This is a genomic window from Sphingomonas sp. AC449, from assembly GCF_979253475.1.
Genome location: NZ_CEEDCZ010000006.1, coordinates 95,820 through 114,057 on the forward strand (window position 1 = coordinate 95,820; position 18,238 = coordinate 114,057).

Genomic DNA, 18,238 nt, shown 5'->3' on the forward strand with positions numbered 1-18,238 from the left:
CAACATGTATCGCATGCAGGTTCAGACGAACGGCATCATGCGGACGCTCGTGTCGCCGGCGTCGTCGTGCTGTCGTCCTGCGCGATGGTGCCGCTTGGCGCGGTGACGATCGGGCCGGCCGTGTCTCCCGACGCGGGCATCGCCGGCGACACGAGCGTCCGCATGATGCCGTTCGTCTGAACCTGCATGCGATACATGTTGTCCGCGCCGACGCGCGCGATCGAGCCGGGGCGCAGCATGTCATGCGCGCCGCCGTCGCCGGTCGCCACGTCGACCGCGCCTTCGAGCACTTGGACGGCGGCACCCTGCGGGCTCACCCCGATGCTGAAGGTCGTGCCCTTCACGACGGCGGCGAGATAGGGCGTCTTGACCTCGAAATGCGGCGTCATCTGCTTCTTGATCATGAAGACGACGTGGCCGAAATCCTCGAACACGCGCGTGAATCCCGTCGCCTGCTCCTCGACCGGGAGACGAAGCTGCGACGCCGAGGCGACCATCATGAACTCGGTGCCGCGGACGAGGACCGCGCGGCCGCCGGGGCCCGTCGTGACGACGTCGCCCGGAGCGATCGCATTCCCCCGCGTCGCGACTCGCGTGATGCCGGCATGCGACACGCGCACCGCGCCACTCGTTTCGCTGATCGTCCAGCTCGGCTGCTTGCCGATCGCGGCCGTTGAACAGCCGGCAACCAACAACGCCAGTATCCGCTTACGCATTACATCCCCCGCGGGCGCGCTCCGCCCATTCCGGGTCTATCGTCGGATCATCATTACCGGTGCGTTCAGCGGGAAGGTAAATCGCGCGTTAGGGTCAAGAAAAGCAACCATTTGCAAACGCTTGCCCACTAGTCAGCGGTCGAATGACACGAGAGAACATGATGCGCCGCACGCTGGTCGCCGCAACGCTGACCGCAGCAGGCGCATGCGCCGCGACGCCGGCAATCGCCCAGGTCCGGCTGGATCGCGCGGACCCGACAATCACCGAACAGGCGCTGCCCAAGCCGGCGCCCGTACCCGCCGCGGGACCACCCGGCGTGGCTCAGGAAACGACAGCGCCCGTCAGCACGATTGCCGCGCCGTCGCAGGTCGCGACCGCCATCGTCGTCGACGGCAACGAGCGCGTGGCGACCAGCGCCTTCGCGCCTGCTTTGGTCCCGTATATCGGCCGGCAGCTGACCGCGGCCGATCTTTCGACGCTGGCCGGCGCGGTTGCGGGGATCGCACGCGGTGCGGGCTATCCGTTCGCCAGCGCGTCGATCCCCGTCCAGTCGATGCGCGACGGCGTGCTGCACATCACGCTCGACGAGGGGACGATCGCCGCGGTGCGCGTGATCGGTGCGACCAGCCCGCTGGCCGACCGGATCCTGACCGATGCGCTCGTCGCCGGTGGGCCGGTCCGTCGCGAGACGCTGGAACGCGCGATCCTTCTCGTGGGCGATATTCCCGGGATCACCGTCACCAGCAGCAAATATATCCGCCAGAACGGTTTTGGCATTCTTCTCGTCACGATCGCGCAGGACAGCGCATTTGCCTATCTGCAGGTCGACAATCGCGGCAGCGCCGAGGTCGGGCCGATCCGTGCGACGATGCTGGCCAATCTGCGCAGCATCGCGCAGTCGGGCGACGAACTCCGCTTCATCGCTGCCGCGACGCCCGTCGAGCCGAGCGAGTTCGCATTCTTCCGCGCGCTGTACGCGGCACCCGTCGATGCGCATGGCAGCGTGGTTACCGTGTCCGGATCCTATGGTCGCGCCAACCCGGGGGCCTCGCTCAAGCCGCTCGACGTCGTCGGGAACAGCGTCGATGCGGCGATCGGCTATGCCACGCCGCTGATGCGAAGCCGCGCACGGAGCGTGTGGGCGACGGTCGAGCTGCGCGCGCTGAAAAGCGACCAGACGCTGCTGGGGACGATGCTCCGCAACGATCGACTGGCGACGATCACCGGCGCGATCAACGGTACGGGCAAGCTCGGACCGGGCATCCTGCGCGGTGAGGTCGCGATGGTCGGCGGGCTGCCACTCGACGGGGTCAGCCACGAAGGCGACCTGCGGACGTCGCGCGCGGACGGCGACGCGCGGTTCGTCACCTGGGGCTACACGATGGACTGGTCCGCGGACATCACCGGGCCGTTCGCGATCGCGCTCGCTTCGTCGGGCCAGCTCGCCTCGCGCCCGCTGCTCGCCACGGCCGAGATCGGCGCGGGCGGGCCGGGGTTCGGACGCGCCTATGATTATGCCGAGCGGACGGGCGACCAGGGCATGCTCGGCTCGGCCGAACTGCGCGCCAATTTCGGGCGCGTGAAGGGCGGGCTCGACCGGATGCAGCTCTATGGCTTTGTCGACGGGGGCTATGTCGACAATCTCCGGAACGGCATCGGCGGCGGTTCGCTGCTGTCGACGGGGACGGGGGCCCGGCTCGGCTACGGGACGCTCGACGGGATGATCGAGATCGCGTTTCCGCTCAACGAGGACCGGTTCGATACCGAGACGAAGCGTCCGCGCGTGTCGTTCCGGCTTTCGCGGAGTTTCTGACCGGTGGGCACCAGCGCCTTGCGGACCGGATGGCGGCCGTCCTCCTGGGTGATATGCCTCCTCGTCCTCGCCGCCGGCTATCTGACGATGGTGACCGCGACCGGCGCGGCGATCGACCGCGTGCTGATGCCGATGCGCTTCGGCGTCGTCGATCGCCAGGCGAGCGGCAAGGTCGCGATCGTCGAGATGGACGCCGACAGCGCGGCGGCGATCGCGCGCTGGCCCTGGTCGCGGTCGCATTATGCCGCGGTGGTGGATCGTCTGCGCAAGGCGGGAGCCGCATCGATCGTGTTCGACGTCGATTTCTCGTCGCCGTCCGATGCGGCGGGGGATCGTGCGCTCGCCGCGTCGCTTTCGCGTGCGGACGGGCGCGTCGCGCTGCCGACGTTCGGCCAGGTCGCGGGGAGCGACGACCAGCGCACGATCGACGCGCTGCCGATCCCGATGCTGCGCGATCATGCGATTCTGGCATCGGTGAGCATCCGTCCGGATCCCGATGGCCAGGTCCGCAACATGACGATGGCGACGGTTACCGCGGGCCAGCCGCGACCGTCGCTGTCGGCGTTCATCGCGGCACGATCGGGCGCGGTGGACCAGGAATTCCCGATCGACATGTCGATCGATCCGAGCACGATCCCGCGCCTCAGCTTCGTCGCCGTCCGCGATGGCCGCTTCGACGCGTCGCGTGTCAGGGGGCGCAACGTCCTGGTCGGTGCGACCGCGATCGAGATGGGCGACCGGTACGGGACGCCGCAATGGGGCGTCATACCGGGTGTCGTCGTCCAGGCGCTCGCCGCCGAGACGATGATCCGCGGCGTGCCGTCCTATGGCTCGCCGCTGCTCGTCTTCCTGCTCGCCGGGATCGTCGTCTGCGTGATGCTGCGGTTCCGGACCACGGTCGGGAGCGCGGTCGTGATGGGCGTGAGCCTGTGCGTGCTGATCCTCGGCGTGCTGCTGGCACAGCATTATCTTCTCATAACCTATCCGATCGCCACCGCGGCGTTGATGATGGTGTTGACGGGCATGGCCTGTCTCGTCCGGGACGTGATCGGCCGATTCAAGCGACAGCGTTCGGTCGACGAGGCGACGGGCCTTCCCAACAGCCGCCAGCTGCTCGACCTCTCGAATCGCGGCGAGACGATCGTCCTCGCGGTGGCGCAGATCGGCAATTACGATCCGCTGCGCGCGGTTCTGGGCGAGCGCGGAACCGCCGATGTCGTCCTTCGCGTGAGCGAGCGGCTCGCGCTCGTCGGGGAACGCGGCCAGGTCTACCGCATGTCCGATCCGCAGCTCGCCTTCTGCCTGCCGCTCGACCAGTCGATCGACGACGCGCTCCACGGGCTGCGCACGATCATGCTGCAGCAGGTCGAGGTCGGCGGGCGGCGGGTCGATGTCGCGATGACGATCGGGATCGCGACGGGGCCCTGCGCCGAGATGGAACGGGTGATCGCCGACGCATCGCTCGCAGCCGAGGATGCGCGCGCGTCCGACCTGTTCTGGAAGCGCGCGCAGACCGACATCGTCGGCCTCGAACGGTCGATTTCGCTCATGGGCGAACTCGACGATGCGATCGCCACCGGTCAGATCGAGGTGTTCTACCAGCCCAAATACAACCTTCGCGAGACGTGCATCACGAGCGTCGAGGCGCTGGTCCGGTGGCGCCATCCGTCGCGGGGGTTCGTCGGCCCCGACCTGTTCATTCCGGTCGCGGAAAAGACCAACCGGATCGCGCCGCTCACGCTTCACGTCCTGTCGCACGTGATCCGGGATCTCGCCGTCCTGCGCGCGCAGCACCCGCAGCTGACCGCCGCCATCAACATCTCGGCCAAGCTGCTGTCCTCGTCGTCGTTCAATACCGAGGTCGAGCGGCTGATCGCAGCCGCGGGGACGCCGGCATCCGCGCTGGTGTTCGAGGTGACCGAATCCGCGGCGATGGCCGATACCAACAAGGCGGTCGCCGCGTTGCACCGTTATCGCGCGCTCGGCATCGCGGTGTCGATGGACGATTACGGGACCGGTCAATCGACGCTCAGCTATCTGCGCCAGCTGCCGCTCAACGAACTGAAGATCGACCGGAGCTTCGTCCAGCATGCGCACCAGAATCCGGATGACGCGATCCTCGTCCGATCGACGATCGAACTCGCGCACAGGCTGGGCCTGAAAGTCGTCGCGGAAGGCGTCGAGGACGACGCCTGCTTCGAATTCCTCGTCGCTTCGGGCTGCGACATGATCCAGGGCTATCTCATCAGCAAGCCCGTGCCGTTGCAAAGCCTGGCGACGATATTGGACAGTCATTACCGGTACGCCGCCTGATCGACACAGCCGCCGAATGTGTCATCGCCGCGCCATGATCGGGTGTATAGGACCGGATGCGGCTCCGTCGCGTTTGTACATCGCTGTCCTGCCGGGAGTTGCTTCATGCCGTTCAAGGTCCTGCGCGTCGCCGCGCTGCTGACGTTCACGCTTGCCAGCGCGGTTGCCGCGCATGCGCCCGACGCTGCGAAGGCGCGGCCGCATGTACGGCTGCCCCTCCGGGTCATGACGTTCAACGTCCGCTATCCCAGCAAGGACGATGGTCCCAATGTCTGGGCCAAGCGTCGCGCGGTCTTCGTGCAGACGATCGCCGCGGCACGGCCCGACGTGATCGGCACGCAGGAGCTGTTCGCTTCGCAGGGGGCCGATATCGTCCGCGCGCTGCCCGGCTATGCGTGGTTCGGGCGCGACCGCCGGGGTGGTCATGCCGATGAGCATATGGGGATATTCTATCGCCGCGACCGGCTGACACTCATCCGGCACGGCGACTACTGGCTGTCGGACACGCCGTCGGTGGTCGGCAGCATGGCGTGGGATGCCAATCTGCCGCGAACGGTCAACTGGGGCGTGTTCGAAACCCGCGATCCGGCGCGGCGGCAGTTCATCGTGTTCGACACGCATTTCGCGCACCGCGACGAGGATGATGGCGCGCGCGAACGCTCCGCACGCCTGGTCCTCGAGCAACTCGCGCCGATCGCCGGCACGCTGCCGGTGGTGCTGACGGGTGACATGAACGCGACGCCCGACAGCCAAGCCTATCATATCCTCGCGGACCGCCTGACCGACGCCTGGGTGGCGGCGCCGACCCGCCGCGGCCCGGCCATGACCTTCCACAATTTCACCGGGGTTCCGGATCGCCGGATCGATTATATCTTCACGCGCGGGCTCACGCCGGTTCGCGCGACGGTGCGGACCGACCATGTCGGGCAACGCTACGCATCCGATCACTTCCCCGTGGTCGCCGACCTCGAATAGTTACGGGTTTGCGGCGCGGCCGGCGGCGCGATCCTATCGCGGTGCCGCGCGAAGATACTGGTCGGCGATCGTGTCGATCAGGTCCTGCGGATTGGCGCCAACGAGGTTGGTCATCACGATCACCGCGAGATCGTCGTCGGGATAGACGAAGAACGCCGCCCGGCCGCCGCCGATACCGCCGACCGCGCGACGCTTCGTCCCGGCGAGGATCGGCCAGCCCATCGCCCAGATGCTCGCCGTGCCGTCGTTGAGCCTGTCGGGTTGCCACAGGCGGTCGATGCTGGCCCGCCTGGCGAGAAGTCGCCCGTCCTGCAGCGCGATGATCCAGCGCGCGAGGTCGTCGGCGGTGGTGTAGAGCCCGGCCCCCGCGCGCGTCGACACGGGGATGTCGTCGATCCAGTGGTACAGCGCGCGCGGATCCGACGCGGCTTCGCTGCGTCCCGCATGGTCGCGGATATACGCATCCGCGCTGCCGGGGACGATGTCGTACCCGTCGCCGAACCGCGCATGCGCCATCCTGGCCGGCGTGAACTGATGCTCGGTCAGGAATTGCACGAACGAAACGCCGCTCACGGTCTCGATGACGCGGCCGAGCAGCAGATAGTTGGTCTGGTTATAGGCGAACGCCGCGCCGGTTTCGCCGTCCATCGGAAGCGTCTGCACTTTGGCCCAGGCATCCGCATCGCTGCCGCCCCCGATCAGCCCCTTCTCGTCGACGATGTTGGGCAGGCCCGATGCGTGCGCCAGGAGGTGACGGATCCGCACGCTGCGCCATGCCGCGGGCAGGCCGTCGATGTAGCGCGACACCGGACTTTCGAGATCGACCTTGCCCGCCTCGACAAGCTGCATGATCGCGAGGCCGGTAAACGACTTGGTCGCCGAATTGATCGGGAACAGCGTCTGGCGAGTCGCCGCGACGTGCTGCTCGACATCGGCAACGCCGTACGCCTCGGACATCACGATACGGCCATGGACGATGACGGCGACCTGAAGCGCGGGGATGTGCCGTTCCGCCATGCTCGCCTTCAGCAGCGTGCGGGTCCGGTCGTTCGCCCGCGTGATCGTCGCCGATGTCTGCGCCGTCGCTGCGAGGGCAGCGCTGGGCGCGTTTCCAGCGAGAGCCAGCCCCAGCAGCAGCACCAGACGCGCGCGCGACGACATGATTTCGTTCCTCATCCGGAATGACCATGGCCGAGGTATGTGGCGCCGCGTCGGTCGTCAACGATCGCGGCGTGCCGAACGCGGGGTTTGTACCGGTCCGACGGATCGTGTCGCCGCAACTGCCGGTCGTTTGGGAATGTAATCCTTTACATGATGCGTTTCTCACAATAACCAATGGACAAAGGTGACGCCAAGACGTCGCGAAAGGAGAGGTGAGCATGATCGCAGCACATGCGGGGATCAGCGTAGCACGCATGGCGATCCGATGGGATCGGCCAAGGCCAGTTCCTTAATAGCTCGCGGCTTGCGCGTGATTCGCGCGCTAATATCGCTATCATGAATTGCGACATCGCTTGGCCGCAGCCACGCATGCGCGCTGCATAACTGCACGTTTCTTTCAATGATCGACAATCGGGCGCTCAAGAACCCGAAACAACCATAAATCAATGGACCGAACGGGGTCCGATACTGGGAGAAGAATCATGAGGCTGTATTCCGCACGCGTCTGTCTGCTGCTCGGCAGCATCATCGCGACGACCCCCGCGCTGGCGCAGGACGTGACCGCGCCCACCGCAGGCGCGGTGCAGGACAGCGCCGCCGCGACCCCGCAGGACCCGACGCCGACCGCCGCCGAACCCGGCCAGGACAATCCCGCCGCCGCCGGCGAGGAGATTGTCGTCACGGGCATCCGCAGCAGCCTTGCCAATTCGGCGCGCGTCAAGCGCGACGCGCAGCAGATCGTCGACAGCATCAGCGCGGAGGACGTCGGCAAATTCCCCGATTCCAACATCGCCGAATCGCTCCAGCGCATCACCGGCGTCGCGATCGACCGGTCGGGCGGCGAGGGTCAGTTCATCACCGTCCGTGGCCTGGGGCCCGAATTCAATACCGTGCTGGTCAACGGCCGCGTCATGGCGACCGACAATGCGGGGCGTGAATTCTCGTTCGACGTGCTGTCGTCGAACATGATCCAGCGTACCGACGTGTTCAAGTCGAACGTGCCCGAGCTTCAGGAAGGCGGCATCGGGGCCACGGTCAACATCATCACCGCGCGCCCGCTGGCGGGACGCGACGGCTTCCATTTCGCGGGGTCGGCGGGTGCGATCTACGACACGCTGCGGGAAAAGGCGGGGCCGGATGCATCGGCCACCGCATCGTGGACCAACACCGAGAAGACCTTTGGCGTCGTGTTGTCGGGATCCTATACCAAGCGCAAGAACCAGGACGATTCGATCGGGATCGACGGCTGGATCAACGGACGTCCCGACGTCATCTCGGTGATCGGCGGCGCGCCGACGCTGATCACGGGCGCCGACTCGCGGTACCCGGCTGCGGGCAACGTCAACGTGCCGCAGAGCCTCTATTACCAGCGCACGCAGGAATCGCGCGAGCGGATCAACCTTGCCGGCGCGGTGCAGTTCAAGCCGCGTGACAATCTCGAGATCACGATCGACGGCGTCTATTCGAAGTTCAACGTGTCGGGCGTGGTCCGCAAGATGGATAACTTCCTCGCCGCGCCCTATTACCAGCCGACGTTCGACGCCAACAACACCGCGACCGGGCTGGGCATGATCGGCGGCGACTTCATCGCGCAGAACCCGCAGTTCCTGGCAGACAATCGCGACCGGCTGACCAACAACGGCCTCAACGCCAAGATCGACCATGTCTACAACCTGACCAACCGCAAGTCGGAAAGCTATCAGTTCGGCGGCAACATCAAGTGGAACCCCGCCGAGGACGTCGAGGTGCGCGTCGACGCGTCGGTCACGGGCGCGAAGCGCGTCTCGCCCAACCAGTATCTCGTCATCGGCGCGCTGCTGCCATACAGCTATCAGTTCGATCTGAACGCGGGGCAGGGGCTGCCGACCGCGTCGTTCAACAACGCGATCATCAATGATCCCGACCAGATGCGGCTGCATTACATGGGGATCGACAGCAACCGCTCGCGCGATCGCGGTTCCGAGTTCCACCTCGACACCAAGTACGACGTGCAGGACTCGGTGCTGAAGAACGTGCTGATCGGCGGATCGTACACGCAGCGGCGCAAGATCAACCGGTCGTTCAACAACAGCGATTCGAACTGCACCTATTGCGGGTACCAGGTCCCGATCGCCTCGGGCATTCTCGAATCCTACGACTGGCGCGATCTTCTTGGCGGGGGGCGCAATATCCCGCCATCGGTCTTCCAGTTCGATCCGTCGGCGTTCCTTGCCTATCTGAACGACCCCGCCACGCTGTCGATCCCCACCAACGGCCGCACCCCCGAGCAGCAGGCCGCGTACGCGCAACAGGTGCTCGCGCTGCCGGGCGGGCCGTTCGGCGTGCGCGAACAGCTTCGGGGCACGGTCAACGTGCAGGAGAAGCTGGCCGCGGGTTACATCAGCATGCAGTTCGGCGGCGAGCGCTGGGCAGGCAATGTCGGCGTGCGCGTCGTCAAGACCGACGTCGTGTCGTCGGGCTTCGATACGCCCGTCACGAACATCGCCAACACGCCGGGCGACGATACGCTGCAATATACCTATGGCCCCGCGACGCCGGTGACGGTGCGCAACAGCTACGTCAACGCGCTGCCCTCGGCGAACATCCGGTTCAACCTCACCGAGAAGCTGCTCGCCCGCGCGGCATTCTCGCAGACCGTGACGCGTCCGACGCTGACCGATCTGGGCGTCAACAACGACTTCGGCGGACGCATCTCGGTGCCGCAGTCGAGCGGCGGCAACCCGAACCTGCTGCCGTTCCGGTCGACCAACTACGACGCCTCGGTCGAATGGTACGTGACCCCGGTCAGCTATTTCAGCGTCGGCGGGTTCTACAAGGACCTCAGCGACTTCCTTGAACTGCAGACGCTGCCGGTGAACCGGTTCGGACGCGTGTTCCAGGACACGCGCACGCGCAACGGGCAGAGCGGCTATATCCGCGGTGTCGAGGTGGGCGCGCAATATGCGTTCGACTGGCTTCCGGGCTTCGCCTCGGGCTTCGGCGTGACCGGCAACTACACCTATGTCGACAGCAAGGTGGAACGCGACCAGACGCTGGCCGACTATGATTGCGGCTATAACGGCTTGTCGCCGCATTCGGCCAACGGCAGCATCTTCTACGAGAAATACGGCATCTCGGCGCGCACGTCGTATAATTGGCGGTCGGATTACCTGCGCCAATGCCGGTCGAGCCAGGGGCGCCCGCGCAACCGTTCGTCGTATGGCCAGCTCGACTTCAACGTCGCCTATGACCTGACCGCGAACTTCCAGGTCTATGTCCAGGGCGTCAACGTCCTCAACGAGCGCGTCGACGAATGGTCGGCGGTCGAGGACCGGTTCCTGCTGCTTCAGGAAACGGGCCCGCGCTACAATTTCGGCGTGCGCGTGAAGTTCTGATCGTCACGACTAGGGCCACGAACACGGCCACGACCACGGCCGGGCGAGGCGCGCCCGGTCGTGGAACGGCGCGCCAGCGTGGCGCGCGAATTACTTGTCCTTCTTCCAGCCGAATGCCGACAGCATGATGTCGAAGAGACGTGTGTTGGGCATGAAGCCCCGGACCTTGTCCGCGCCGGGGCCGCTCGCCGCGACGACGACTTCCTCGCCGGTATGGCCGGGTTCGACGCTGATCACCGACTTCGCAGCGGGATCATATTGCGTCGCGAGCGGCGTCGCGCGCGCGCCGCCGGTCATCCGCAGGCCGAAGCTGTGATCCGCGGTGAACAGGATCAGCGTGTCCTTGCCGGCAACCGCGCTGATCCGGCGGATCATGTCGTCCATCTCGACGACATGCCGCAGCCCCGCCTTGGGGTCGTCGGTATGCATGTCCCATTCGACCATCAGGAAATAGCCCTTCGGGTTGCGGACGAGCTGCGCGACGGTCGCCTCCACCGCGGGAAGCGGCGCGAAGTCGGTATCGCGCAGCACCGCGGTCCGCGGTGCCTGGCCGACGAGCGCGGGATCCTCGCCGAACCGGTAGCCGGCGGTTTTGAACGCCTGTTCCGCGCTCGTCCCCGGACCGGCGAAGGCGGCGACGGCGTCGGCGTGGCCCTTGCCGATCAGGATGTCGACGCCGTCGCCAAAGCGGGGCTTGAGCATCTGGTGGAATATCTCGCGCTTGTCCGCGCGCGCGGCGACATGCGCAAAGGTCGCGGCGGGGGTCGCGTCCCAGATGTTCATGTTGGTGACGACGCCCGTCGACAGCCCGCGCTGCTCGGCATATTCGAGCAGCGTCTTGACCGGCATCGCGCGGCCGCCCGGTCCGGACGGCGTCGTCGACACCATCGCGTTGTTCGTCTTGTGCCCCGTCATGATCGCGGTCATCCCGGCGGCGGAATCGGTCACCCACTTGTCGAGCGCGGAGGTATCCGACAGCGCGACGTTGGGCATCGACTGGATGAACAGCGATTGCGGCCGATCGTGCGCGAGGATCCCCGCGGCGCTAAGCGTCGACAGCCCGCCCGCGTCGCCGAGGAACAGGATGACGTTGCGCGCCTCCTGCGCCGCGGCGGGCGTGCTGCAGACCGCGAGCATCGCGCCCGCCAGCGCCGTACCGCGCAGGGCTTTGTAAAACAGCTGTATCATAGCAGAGGTCCTTGCAGGGGGGGCCGGTTGCCCAGCCCGTCGCCGGGTCGTTTGGCGGATGTGTCGGGTCGCACGGCCACGCCGCGGTTTCGGGCGCGCAATGGGGGCGCGGTCGCAGGCGTCGTCGACGATCTCGGCGAATAGGAACTGGGGCGCGATCACGGCGACAAACTCTGAACTGAATTGGCGACGTCCGGCGTGTAGGCGTGAAAAAAGTAACCTTCGCGACAGCGCGACGATCGCGCTGTCGGGTCTCCCCTGCGCCCGGTCGCCGAGACGACCGGACGACGCACGAGCGGTGTGTCAGGTCGTCGGCGATACCGTTGCGACGTCGAGCTTTGGCAGCAGCAGATGGACGATGGCGAGCGCGACGAGATAGGCGCTGCCCGCCCAGATGAAGACCGGCGCGTAGCTGCCGACCGTCTCGAGCACATGCCCGACATAGCGCGCCATGATCATGCCGCCGACCGCGCCCGCAGCGCCGCCGATTCCCATGACGGAGGCGACCGAACTCTTGGGGAAGGTATCGGACACCATCGTGTACAGGTTCGACGACCAGCCCTGATGCGCCGCTGCGGCGACACCGATGATCGCGACCGCGGCGAACAGGCTCGACACGGTGCTGGCCAGCATGATCGGAAGCACGAGCACCGCGGACGCGAGCAGCGCGAGCTTGCGCCCGGCATTGACGCTGTACCCGCGCTTGATCAGCGCCGACGACAGCCAGCCGCCGCCGATGCTGCCGACGTCCGCGAGCAGGTACACCGCGATCAGCGGCGGGCCGAAGGTCTTGAGATCGAGACCGTGGCGCTTGGCGAAGAAGTCGGGCAGCCAGAACAGGAACAGGTACCAGACGGGGTCGGTCAGGAACTTCGCGGTGACGAACGCCCAGGTGCCGCGGTAGCGGAACAGGCGGCGCCACGGGATCGGCGCGGTGCCCGCGTCATTGTCCTGATCGGCGCGGATATAGGCGAGCTCCTGTGCCGAGACGCGCGGGTGATGTTCGGGCGCGCGGTAGAAGAGAAGCCACGCCGCGAGCCAGACGAACCCGAGCATCCCCGTCACGATGAAGGCGACCCGCCAGCCATAGGCCAGCGTGATGATCGGCACGACGATCGGCGTCGCGATCGCGCCGACATTGGCGCCCGCGTTCAGGATCCCGGCCGCGAGCGCGCGTTCCTTCTTGGGAAACCACTCGGCGACCGACTTGATCGCGGCGGGAAAGTTCGCGGCCTCGCCGAGGCCGAGCGCGAACCGCGCGATCGAGAAGCCGCCGGGGGTGCGGACCAGCGCATGGAAGAGCGCGGCAAGGCTCCACAGCGTGATCGCCGCGGCATAGCCCATCTTCGACCCGACCTTGTCGATGATCGGTCCGCAGGCGAGCAGCCCGATCGCATAGGCCGCCTGGAACCAGAAGACGATCATGCCGTAATCGACCTCGGACCAGCCGAGTTCGCCCTGCAGCGTGGGCTTGAGGATGCCGATGACCTGCCGGTCGATATAGTTGATCGTCGTCGCGAAGAACAGCAGCGCGCAGATGACCCAGCGGACGTTGCCGCCGGCCTTTTGCGGGCCCGCATCCGTCGCCTGTGTTGAACCGTTCACGCTTGCTCTCCCTCGCGGTTCTTCCGCCTGTTCTGTTTGTCGCGGTTATCTTTTGTCGAATGCCGTCAGTGTGTCGGCCAGGGCCGCTCTGTCGGCAGGGTCGGGACACCAGGTACCGGCGAGCAGGCCGCGTTCGCCGAGCACCGCATCGACGATGCCGTCGCGACCCGCCGAAGCCCATGCGGCCGCGAGGTCGGCAGCGCGCGGGTCGTCGACGCGGCCGTCATCGCCGCGGACGTACAGCAGCCACGCGGCGAGCGCTTTCAGCGTTTCCGGGCACGACCGTCCGCGCGCGCGATTGGCGTCGAGCGCGGCAAGCCAGCGCTGCGGGATCTTCTGCGACCCGTCGCCCGCGATCTGGCGCAGCCCATGCCGCAGCGCCGGATTGGCGAAGCGGGCGAGCAGCGCGTCGGCATAGGCCGTCAGATCCTGTTCGGGCGCAGGATCGATGCTCGCCGCGGCTTCGTCGCGCATCAGCCGTTCGACGCTCGCGCCGATCACGCGGTCGCCGATCGCTTCGTGGACATAGGTCAGGCCCGCGCGCAGCCCCAGATAGGCGAGCGCGGAATGCGCGCCGTTGAGCATGCGAAGCTTGGCGGTCTCGTACGGCGCGACGTCCGCGACGATCTGTGCGCCGACCGCATCCCAGCGCGGCCGGCGGCCGGCGAACCGATCCTCGATGACCCATTGCGCGAAGGGCTCGGTCAGGATCGCGGCCTCGTCGCGGACGCCGAGCATCGCCTCGACCCTATCCAGATCGGCGGGGGTGACGGCGGGGACGATGCGATCGACCATCGTCGACGGGCACGCGCATTCGCGGTCGAACCAGCTGCCGAGCGACGGATCGACATGGTCGAGCCACGCGCCGAGCGACGCCGACAGCGCCCCGCCATTGTCGGCGAGGTTGTCGCAGCACAGCAGCGTCAGCCCGCCGATCCCGGCATCGCGTCGCGCCGCAAACGCGCGTGCGAGGTGATGGTAGAGCGTGCCGCCCGACCGCTCGGCCGCGGCGAGGTCGAGCGATCCGTCCGCGCGACGATGATAGCCCTTTTCGGTCACCGTCATCGTCACGATCGCCACGTCGGGCGACACGAGCGCGCGGTGGAGATCGTCGGTCGCGGCCGATGCGACGATCACGTCGCGGACCGACCCGATCAGGCGCGACGCCGCGCCGGCCACGCCCTTTTCGGTGACCGTGTACAGCCCGTCCTGCGGGGCGAGCGCGTCGCGGACCGCGGGGGATCGCAGCGACGCGCCGATGATTCCCCAGTCCCGGTCGCCTGCCGACATCGCGGCGTCGGTGAACACCGCCTGGTGCGCGCGAGCGAAGGCGCCGATACCGAGATGGACGATGCCGATACGCTGGCGCAGGCGATCATAGTCGAACCGCGCGACGCTCGGCGGCAGCCGGTCGATCGTGGCGGCGGACAGCCTCACAGGCGATACGCCCTGCGCGCAAGCCCGACGGTGAGCTCCTGCGCGAGCTCGGCCGCCTCCCAGTCCGCGAGCCGGTGTTCGGCGACGAGCCGCGCGAGGAACGCGCAGTCGACGCGGCGCGCGACGTCGTGGCGCGCGGGGATCGACAGGAACGCGCGCGTGTCGTCATTGAACCCGACGGTGTTGTAGAAGCCCGCGGTCTCGGTCGTCATCTCGCGGAACCGGCGCATGCCCTCGGGCGAATCGTGGAACCACCAGGCGGGGCCGAGCCGCAGGCACGGATAATGCCCCGCGAGCGGCGCGAGTTCGCGCGCATAGGTGGATTCGTCGAGCGTGAAGAGGATGATCGTCAGACCCGGATCATTGCCGACCTCGTCGAGCATCGGGCGCAGGCCGTTGACGAAATCGGCGCGGCCGGGAATGTCGGCGCCGCGGTCGCGGCCGTGCGTCGCGAACAGCCGGGCATTGTGATTGCGCACGCTGCCGGGATGGATCTGCATCACCATCCCGTCCTCGATCGACATGCGCGCCATTTCGGTGAGCATCTGCGCACGGAACAGCTCGGCATCGGCGGGTGTCGGATCGGTGCCGATGACGCGCGCGAACAGCGCTGCCGCCTCGCTTGCGGCGAGATTGGCGGTCCGCGCGGTCGGGTGGCCGTGATCGGTCGCGGTCGCACCCGCTGCGCGAAAATCCGCGCGGCGCTTGCGGTGCGCGGCGAGATAGCCGCGCCACGTCCAGACATCCTCGCCGGTCAGCGCGGCGAACCGCTCCATCGTCGGGCGGAACGCCTCGTGCTCGACGTCGATGACGCCATCGGGACGGTAGGTCGTCACGACGCGGCCCGCCCAGCCCGAGCTGCGGATCGCGCGATGCGCCTCGAGCGGATCGTCCGCACCCTCGGTGGTGGCGAGGAATTCGATGCCGAACCGGTCGAACAGCGCACGCGGGCGGAACGCGTCGGTCGCGAGCCGCTCGGCGATGCCGTCGAAATACAGGTCGCTCGTCGACGCATCGAGCGCGACGTCGAACCCCAGCACCTCGGCGAAGACGTGATCGAGCCACGCCTGCGACGGCGTGCCGCGGAACAGATGGTAGTGGCTTGCGAGCGTCCGCCAGGCCTCGCGCGGGTCGGTATCGGGTGCGCCGTCACGCGACGGCACGCCGAGGCGATCGAGCGCGACGCCCTGGCTGTAGAGCATGCGGAACAGATAATGGTCGGGCGACAGCAACAGGCTGGTCGCGTCGCTCCAGCGCGCGTCGGTCGCGAACCAGCGCGGATCGGTATGGCCGTGCGGCGAAACGATCGGCAGCGTCGCGATCTCCGCATAGAGCGCGCGTGCGATCGCGCGCTGGTCGGGATCGCTCGAGAACAGCCGGTCGGGCGAGAGACGAAGCGGGCGGGTCATCGCGACGTCGCCATATGCGCGATCCCGCGCTCGAGCCCGCGCAGTTCGGCGAGCCCGCGCATCCGTCCGAGCAGCGAATAGCCGGGCAGCGTGTGCTTCGACAGGTCGTCCAGCATCTGGTGGCCGTGATCGGGGCGCATCGGGATCGAGCGCCCCTCGCGCGTCTGCACCGTGTGGATCGCGGCGACGAGCGCGACCATGTTGGCGTCGCCCGCGAGATGCGCGGCTTCGTGGAAGCCGCCGTCGGGCTCGCGCTGGACCGAGCGCAGGTGGAGGAAGCCGATCCGGTCGCCAAGCCGCTCGATCATGCCGGGAAGGTCGTTGTCTGCGCGCGCACCGAATGACCCGGCGCAGAAGCACAGGCCGTTGGAGGGGTTGGGTACGCGCGCGAACAGGCTTGCGACGTCCGCCTCGGTGCTGACCACGCGGGGCAGGCCGAACAGCGCGAAGGGCGGGTCGTCGGGATGCACCACGAGCCGGATACCAAGCGTGTCGGCGAGGGGGCAGACCGCCTCGAGGAACGCGACATGGTTGGCGCGCAGCGTCTCGGCGTCGATCGCGTCATACTGCGCGAGCGCCGCGCGGAACCGGTCGGCGGTAAACGTTTCCTCGCTGCCCGGAAGCCCCGCGATGATCGTCTTCTCGAGCAGCCGGCGCGCGTCGGCATCCATGCCCGCGAACCGGCGTTCGGCGGCGTCGACCAGCGCGGGGGAATAGTCGCGCTCCGCTCCTGCGCGGCGCAGGATGTGGAGGTCGAAGACCGCGGCGGCCTCCGGCTCGAAACGCAGCGCGCGCGCGCCGTCGGGCATGACCCAGGCGAGATCGGTCCGCGTCCAGTCGATGACCGGCATGAAATTATAGGTCACCGTGCGGATCCCGCACGCCGCCAGGTTCGACAGGCTCTGCCGGTAATTGTCGATCAGCGCGTCCCAGTCCGCGCCGCGCGTCTTGATCGTCTCGTGTACCGGCAGGCTCTCGACCACCGACCAGACGAGCCCGGCCGCCGCGATCTCCGCCTGCCGTGCCGCGATCGCCGCCTGTGGCCAGACATCGCCGTTGGCGATCTCGTGCAGCGCGGTTACGATGCCGGTTGCGCCCGCCTGGCGGATGTCGCGCAGTCGTACGGGATCGGAGGGGCCGAACCAGCGCATCGTCTCGGTCATCATCACCGTCAGCCACCCCTCTCGATACCGCGCGGGCCTTATGGCTCTTCCACTGCGGGTCATGTCTGTTTAGCACCGGATAATCTGATAGGCCATAACCAAAGAAGTGGTAAGGCCATTTTGTCTGTCAAAAAGAGGGATCGCATGATCATCGTCGTCGGAGAAGGCATGCTGGAATTGTCGGGCGGGGCGGACGCGCGCGTGCCGGGCTGGGCGCTGGGCTATGGCGGTGACACGCTGAATAGCGCGGTGCATCTGGCACGGCTGGGGCAGCGCGTCGCGTTCGTCACCGCGCTGGGCACGGATCCGTTCAGCGAGTCGCTGCGCCGCGACTGGGCGGACGAGGGACTGGACCTCACGCTGGTCCGCCGCGATCCCGACCGGCGGCCCGCCTTGTACGCGATCACCACCGACGCGCAGGGCGAGCGCAGCTTCACCTATTGGCGCAGCGACAGCGCCGCGCGACGGATGTTCGCGCTGCGCGACAATGACGACGTGCTGGCGGCCGCCGGGGACGCCGATCTCCTGTATTTCTCGATGATCAGCCTCGCGATCCTGCCGCCCGAAGGCCGTGACGCGGTGTTCGCGCTGTGCGCGCGCATCCGCGAGCGCGGGGGGCGAGTCGCGTTCGACAGCAATTACCGCGCCGCACTGTGGGAAAGCGATGCCGTGGCGCGCGCGGTCCATGCGCGCGCGGTCGCGGTCGCCGACATCGGTCTGCCGACGCGCGAGGACGAGCAGGCGCTGACGGGGCTCGACGATGCCGTGGCGATCGACGCGTGGTGGCGCGACCGCGGCGTCGGCGAGGTCGTCGTGAAGCTGGGCGGCGAGGGGTGTTTTGCAGACGGCGCGGTCCGCCCGGTGCCGGCGAAGATCGTGCCGGTCGACACGACGGGGGCAGGCGATGCGTTCAACGCGGGCTATCTGCATGCGCGACTGAACGGGGGCAGCATCGCGGACAGCGTGACCGCCGGCCATGTTCTTGCCGGCTATGTCATCGGGCGGCGCGGGGGCATTCCCGCCGCATCGCACGATGCACCCTATGCGACGCTCGCATAAGAAAAGGGTGCGCCGCGCATGACG

12 protein-coding genes are annotated in these 18,238 nt (G+C 67.5%); 5 read left to right on the forward strand and 7 right to left on the reverse strand.

All coding sequences use genetic code 11. The annotated features are described in order from the left end of the window. Positions 1 to 35: 35 nt before the first annotated feature. Positions 36 to 716 carry a FecR domain-containing protein gene (locus AC0CH3_RS11865; protein ID WP_465237926.1) on the reverse strand — a complete coding sequence of 227 codons (681 nt, stop codon included), beginning with the start codon at positions 714 to 716 and terminating at the stop codon, positions 36 to 38. Between the two features lie 158 nt (positions 717 to 874). Here AC0CH3_RS11865 and AC0CH3_RS11870 point away from each other — a divergent pair, with 158 nt between their 5' ends. The 3 genes from AC0CH3_RS11870 to AC0CH3_RS11880 all read left to right on the forward strand — a co-directional run bounded on the left by AC0CH3_RS11870 (position 875) and on the right by AC0CH3_RS11880 (position 5,818). Further along, positions 875 to 2,530 carry a ShlB/FhaC/HecB family hemolysin secretion/activation protein gene (locus AC0CH3_RS11870; RefSeq protein ID WP_354303886.1) on the forward strand — a complete coding sequence of 552 codons (1,656 nt, stop codon included), beginning with the start codon at positions 875 to 877 and terminating at the stop codon, positions 2,528 to 2,530. Positions 2,531 to 2,578: 48 nt separating this feature from the next. After that, a complete protein-coding gene (locus tag AC0CH3_RS11875) occupies positions 2,579 to 4,843 on the forward strand; it encodes a putative bifunctional diguanylate cyclase/phosphodiesterase (protein WP_465237927.1) in 2,265 nt (754 codons plus the stop codon). 105 nt (positions 4,844 to 4,948) lie between these two features. Further along, positions 4,949 to 5,818, forward strand: coding sequence for an endonuclease/exonuclease/phosphatase family protein (locus AC0CH3_RS11880; RefSeq protein ID WP_354303890.1), 870 nt, complete (start codon positions 4,949 to 4,951; stop codon positions 5,816 to 5,818). 33 nt (positions 5,819 to 5,851) lie between these two features. Here AC0CH3_RS11880 and AC0CH3_RS11885 read toward each other — a convergent pair whose 3' ends face one another. Continuing rightward, the gene (locus AC0CH3_RS11885) at positions 5,852 to 6,994 is read right to left on the reverse strand and encodes a serine hydrolase domain-containing protein (protein WP_465237928.1); all 1,143 of its coding nucleotides are present in this window, start codon (positions 6,992 to 6,994) and stop codon (positions 5,852 to 5,854) included. A gap of 467 nt (positions 6,995 to 7,461) precedes the next feature. On the opposite strand from AC0CH3_RS11885, the gene AC0CH3_RS11890 reads away from it, so the two are divergent. Beyond that, entirely contained in the window at positions 7,462 to 10,353 is a 2,892-nt protein-coding gene (locus AC0CH3_RS11890) for a TonB-dependent receptor (protein WP_465237929.1), read from the forward strand. Positions 10,354 to 10,443: 90 nt separating this feature from the next. Here the strand turns inward: AC0CH3_RS11890 and AC0CH3_RS11895 are convergent, their stop codons facing one another. The 5 genes from AC0CH3_RS11895 to uxuA all read right to left on the reverse strand — a co-directional run bounded on the left by AC0CH3_RS11895 (position 10,444) and on the right by uxuA (position 17,155). Next, the gene (locus AC0CH3_RS11895) at positions 10,444 to 11,541 is read right to left on the reverse strand and encodes an alkaline phosphatase (RefSeq protein WP_354303896.1); all 1,098 of its coding nucleotides are present in this window, start codon (positions 11,539 to 11,541) and stop codon (positions 10,444 to 10,446) included. Positions 11,542 to 11,844: 303 nt separating this feature from the next. Next, complete coding sequence (locus tag AC0CH3_RS11900) at positions 11,845 to 13,146, reverse strand: MFS transporter (protein ID WP_056016870.1); 1,302 nt, start codon at positions 13,144 to 13,146, stop codon at positions 11,845 to 11,847. Positions 13,147 to 13,191: 45 nt separating this feature from the next. Further along, positions 13,192 to 14,583 carry a mannitol dehydrogenase family protein gene (locus tag AC0CH3_RS11905; RefSeq protein ID WP_354303898.1) on the reverse strand — a complete coding sequence of 464 codons (1,392 nt, stop codon included), beginning with the start codon at positions 14,581 to 14,583 and terminating at the stop codon, positions 13,192 to 13,194. Beyond that, positions 14,580 to 15,992: a glucuronate isomerase gene (gene uxaC, locus AC0CH3_RS11910; protein ID WP_354303900.1), complete on the reverse strand. Its 1,413-nt coding sequence runs from the start codon at positions 15,990 to 15,992 to the stop codon at positions 14,580 to 14,582. Before uxaC ends, AC0CH3_RS11905 begins: the two co-directional genes overlap by 4 nt. After that, the gene (gene uxuA, locus AC0CH3_RS11915; RefSeq protein WP_354303902.1) at positions 15,989 to 17,155 is read right to left on the reverse strand and encodes a mannonate dehydratase; all 1,167 of its coding nucleotides are present in this window, start codon (positions 17,153 to 17,155) and stop codon (positions 15,989 to 15,991) included. Before uxuA ends, uxaC begins: the two co-directional genes overlap by 4 nt. 144 nt (positions 17,156 to 17,299) lie before the next feature. On the opposite strand from uxuA, the gene AC0CH3_RS11920 reads away from it, so the two are divergent. Continuing rightward, positions 17,300 to 18,214, forward strand: coding sequence for a sugar kinase (locus tag AC0CH3_RS11920; RefSeq protein ID WP_354303904.1), 915 nt, complete (start codon positions 17,300 to 17,302; stop codon positions 18,212 to 18,214). Positions 18,215 to 18,238: the final 24 nt, after the last annotated feature.

Excerpts from the sequence above, each read along its gene's own strand:
- AC0CH3_RS11880 (WP_354303890.1), top strand. The coding sequence starts at position 4,949 with ATGCCGTTCAAGGTCCTGCGCGTCGCCGCGCTGCTGACGTTCACGCTT.
- AC0CH3_RS11895 (WP_354303896.1), bottom strand. The coding sequence starts at position 11,541 with ATGATACAGCTGTTTTACAAAGCCCTGCGCGGTACGGCGCTGGCGGGC.
- AC0CH3_RS11885 (WP_465237928.1), bottom strand. The coding sequence starts at position 6,994 with ATGAGGAACGAAATCATGTCGTCGCGCGCGCGTCTGGTGCTGCTGCTG.
- uxaC (WP_354303900.1), bottom strand. The coding sequence starts at position 15,992 with ATGACCCGCCCGCTTCGTCTCTCGCCCGACCGGCTGTTCTCGAGCGAT.
- uxuA (WP_354303902.1), bottom strand. The coding sequence starts at position 17,155 with ATGACCGAGACGATGCGCTGGTTCGGCCCCTCCGATCCCGTACGACTG.
- AC0CH3_RS11870 (WP_354303886.1), top strand. The coding sequence starts at position 875 with ATGATGCGCCGCACGCTGGTCGCCGCAACGCTGACCGCAGCAGGCGCA.
- AC0CH3_RS11865 (WP_465237926.1), bottom strand. The coding sequence starts at position 716 with ATGCGTAAGCGGATACTGGCGTTGTTGGTTGCCGGCTGTTCAACGGCC.
- AC0CH3_RS11920 (WP_354303904.1), top strand. The coding sequence starts at position 17,300 with ATGATCATCGTCGTCGGAGAAGGCATGCTGGAATTGTCGGGCGGGGCG.
- AC0CH3_RS11890 (WP_465237929.1), top strand. The coding sequence starts at position 7,462 with ATGAGGCTGTATTCCGCACGCGTCTGTCTGCTGCTCGGCAGCATCATC.